The organism is Dyella sp. 01N36 (assembly GCF_056399745.1).
In genome coordinates this window covers 1-3,400 of record NZ_JBFTRY010000282.1, presented here as the reverse complement: position 1 = coordinate 3,400, position 3,400 = coordinate 1, and the positions used below count along the sequence as shown (strand labels likewise).

Below are 3,400 nucleotides of genomic sequence, written 5' to 3'. Positions count from 1 at the left end.
CTTGTGCGCGAACGCAGCGCCATGTCGCCTCTGCTTCGCCTGGTTGTCGCGCACAAGTGCGCTCCTACAGTGGTCCGTCGCCAGAAGCGCTGCGCTCTCGCAGCGTTCGCGCGCAAAAGAAAAGGCGGCCTATGGCCGCCTTTCTTCTGTGCATGTAGCGCGATCAGCGATCGGCGACGCGGCTCTGAGTGGCCGGATCACCCACCTTGGCGCCGCTGTCGCCACGCGGCGGCGGAGGCGGCGGCGTAGAGCCGCTGGAGTTCTTCGACCAATCCGCCGGCGGGCCAGGTACGCGGCCAGCCATGATGTCGTCGATCTGGCGCGCGTCGATGGTCTCGTACTGCAGCAGCGCGTCGGCCATCACGTGCAGCTTGTCGATGTTGTCGGTCAGCAGCTGCTTGGTGCGGGCGTAGTTGCGATCGAGGATGGCACGCACTTCCTCGTCGATCTTGCGCGCCGTCTCATTGGAGACGTTCTTGTGCTGCGTGACGGCGCGGCCGAGGAACACTTCGTCCTCTTCCTCGCCATAGGTCACCGGACCGAGCGTGTCGGACAGGCCCCACTTGGTGGCCATGTTGCGGGCCATCTTGGTGGCGCGCTCGATGTCGTTGGACGCACCGGTGGTCACCTTGTCCTCGCCGAAGATCAGCGCCTCGGCCACGCGGCCGCCGTACAGCGAGCACAGCTGCGATTCGATCGCCACGCGGTTCATGCTGTACTTGTCGCCCTCGGGCAGGTACATCGTCACGCCCAGCGCGCGACCGCGCGGGATGATGGTGACCTTGTAGACCGGGTCGTGCTCGGGCACCAGACGGCCGACGATGGCGTGACCGGCTTCGTGATACGCCGTCAGCTTCTTCTCGTCCTCGCTCATGGCCATCGAGCGGCGCTCGGCACCCATCAGGATCTTGTCGCGCGCCTTGTCCAGATGAATCATGCGCACGTCGCGGGCGTTCTCGCGTGCGGCAAACAAGGCAGCCTCGTTCACCAGGTTGGCGAGATCGGCGCCCGAGAAGCCCGGGGTACCGCGCGCGATGGTCATCGCATCGACGTCCGAGGAAATCGGCACGCGACGCATATGCACCTTGAGGATCTGCTCACGGCCCTTCACGTCCGGCAGGCCCACCACGACCTGGCGGTCGAAGCGACCCGGACGCAGCAGTGCGGGATCGAGCACGTCSGRACGGTTGGTGGCGGCGATCACGATGACACCTTCGGTGCCTTCGAARCCGTCCATYTCCACCAGCAWCTGGTTSAGGGTCTGCTCGCGCTCGTCATGACCGCCGCCCAGACCGGCGCCGCGRTGACGRCCGACCGCRTCGATTTCGTCRATGAAGAYGATRCASGGCGCSTGCTTCTTGGCSYKCTCGAACATGTCGCGCACRCGGSYSGCGCCSACGCCSACGAACATYTCMACGAAGTCCGAACCGGAGATSSWGAAGAACGGCACCTTGGCTTCGCCGGCGATGGCCTTGGCCAGCAGCGTCTTGCCGGTACCCGGGGGACCGACCATCAGCACGCCGCGCGGAATCTTGCCGCCCAGCTTCTGGAACTTGCCCGGATCGCGCAGGAATTCGACCAGCTCGCCGACTTCTTCCTTGGCTTCATCGCAGCCGGCGACGTCGCTGAAGTTGACCTTGATCTGATCCTCGCCCTGCAGCTTGGCGCGCGAGCGGCCGAAGCTCATGGCGCCGCGACCACCCGCACCGGCCTGCATCTGGCGCATGAACCAGATGAACACGCCGACGATCAGGATGATGGGCAGCCAGTTGAGCAGCAGGCCCAGCAGCGAGAAGCCGTTGTTGGAAGGCTCCTGGCGGACCTCGACGCCCTTGTCCTGCATCTGCTTGACCACCCCGTTGGTGGACCAGCCCAGGACCGGTGCGACCGTGCGGAACGAGCTGCCGTCCTTCAGCTTGCCGCTGATGGCGGCCGGCTGGTCGGCACTGATGTTGGCCGAGGCCACGTTCCCGTTGTCGACGCTCTGCACGAAGCTGCTGTAAGGCAGGTCCGACGAGGAGGCGCCATGCGGGTTGAAGCTCTGGAACACGGTGAGCAGAACCACCGCGATGATCAGCCAGAGCAGCAGGTTTTTCGCCATTTCATTCATGCACGGTTCTCGCCGGATTGCCCGCCATGGATCTTTCGGCCCACAGCTAATGCATACACCTCCCGCGAACGCGCGCGGGAGGCCTTGGGTTTACGCATCGTTACGCGGGTGAAGTCTGCGCGCAAGCTGCGGATGTAGTCGTCAAAGCCTGTCCCCTGGAACAACTTGATCAGAAACGAGCCGCCGGGCTTGAGCCATTGGCGGCTGAAGTCCAGCGCCAGCTCGGCCAGGTCCATTGCCCGGATCTGATCCGACAGGGCCACACCACTCATATTGGGGGCCATATCAGACAGCACAAGATCGACCTGTTGCCCCTGCAGGCGGCTTTCCAGCTCCTGCAGCACCGATTCCTCGCGAAAATCGCCCTGAAGGAAGTCCACGCCGCCAATGCCCTGCATCGGCAGGATGTCCATGGCTACCACGTGACCGGTGTCGCCCAGGCGCTGGCGTACCAGCTGCGACCAGCCGCCGGGGGCGGCGCCCAGGTCGACCACGCGCATATTGGGCTTGAGCAGGCGATCCTTGTCGATCAGCTCTTCCAGCTTGAAAACGGCACGCGAACGCAGCCCCTCAGCCTGGGCTTTCTTCACATAAACATCATCGAAGTGCTCCCGCAGCCAGCGGGAACTACTTTTGCTGCGAGCCATAGGCCGAGGTGCCACAGATACGGGGGAGATGGCCGCATGATACCCTTACCTGTCCTATCGCAGTGAATCCGAGACTGAACGCATGGCACTTTCCAATTCGCAGCGCCGCTACCTGCGCAGCCTTGCGCACGATCTCAGCCCCGTCATCCTGCTGGGCGCCAAGGGCGCGACCGAGGCTGTGCGCAAGGAGTTGGATCTGGCGCTGTCCCAGCATGAGCTGGTCAAGGTGAAGCTGTCCGGCGGCGACAAGGACGAGCGTCAGCAGCAGATCGACTTCCTGGCTGAAGGCACGCAGTCCGAAAGCGTGCAGCAGATCGGCCACATCGTGGTGCTGTTCCGCCGCAACGAGGACGAGCCCAAGCTCGCCCTGCCCCGCTAAGGGCCACCCGGCGATGGATCTGTCGCTCGATCGTCCCGAAGGCTATCTCTTTGTGCGCCGTGTCGGCGCCCATGGCATTACCGTGGTGGATCGCGAGTTCACCCGCAGCTTCCTGTTGTCGCCCGAGCGCCTGGTGGAAGACTGGCCGGTCGCGGCTGCGTCTGAGCTGGACGCCAGTCATATCGACGCCATCCTCGCCTTGAAGCCGGAAGTGGTGCTGGTGGGCACTGGCGAGCGCCAAGTGTTCCCGGCCCAGGCCTTCAT

At 64.4% G+C, this 3,400-nt stretch carries 4 protein-coding genes; 2 read left to right on the top strand and 2 right to left on the bottom strand.

What is annotated here, in order from left to right:
* Positions 1 to 163 precede the first annotated feature (163 nt).
* Both ftsH and rlmE read right to left on the bottom strand, forming a co-directional pair.
* Complete coding sequence (ftsH, locus tag AC1DMG_RS20990; protein ID WP_477181041.1) at positions 164 to 2,110, bottom strand: ATP-dependent zinc metalloprotease FtsH; 1,947 nt, start codon at positions 2,108 to 2,110, stop codon at positions 164 to 166.
* The gene (gene rlmE, locus AC1DMG_RS20985) at positions 2,107 to 2,757 is read right to left on the bottom strand and encodes a 23S rRNA (uridine(2552)-2'-O)-methyltransferase RlmE (protein ID WP_441603168.1); all 651 of its coding nucleotides are present in this window, start codon (positions 2,755 to 2,757) and stop codon (positions 2,107 to 2,109) included. The genes ftsH and rlmE overlap by 4 nt, the downstream gene beginning before the upstream one ends.
* 82 nt (positions 2,758 to 2,839) lie before the next feature.
* Between rlmE and yhbY the strand changes: the two genes are divergently transcribed.
* Positions 2,840 to 3,136 (top strand): ribosome assembly RNA-binding protein YhbY, encoded by a 297-nt coding sequence (gene yhbY, locus AC1DMG_RS20980; RefSeq protein ID WP_441603167.1) that lies wholly within the window; start codon positions 2,840 to 2,842, stop codon positions 3,134 to 3,136.
* 13 nt (positions 3,137 to 3,149) lie between these two features.
* On the top strand, positions 3,150 to 3,400 hold a 251-nt coding region (locus AC1DMG_RS20975; RefSeq protein WP_477181040.1), incomplete at its 3' end, for an Mth938-like domain-containing protein.

Coding starts and splice junctions, on each gene's coding strand:
- rlmE (WP_441603168.1), bottom strand. CDS start 2,757: ATGGCTCGCAGCAAAAGTAGTTCCCGCTGGCTGCGGGAGCACTTCGAT.
- yhbY (WP_441603167.1), top strand. CDS start 2,840: ATGGCACTTTCCAATTCGCAGCGCCGCTACCTGCGCAGCCTTGCGCAC.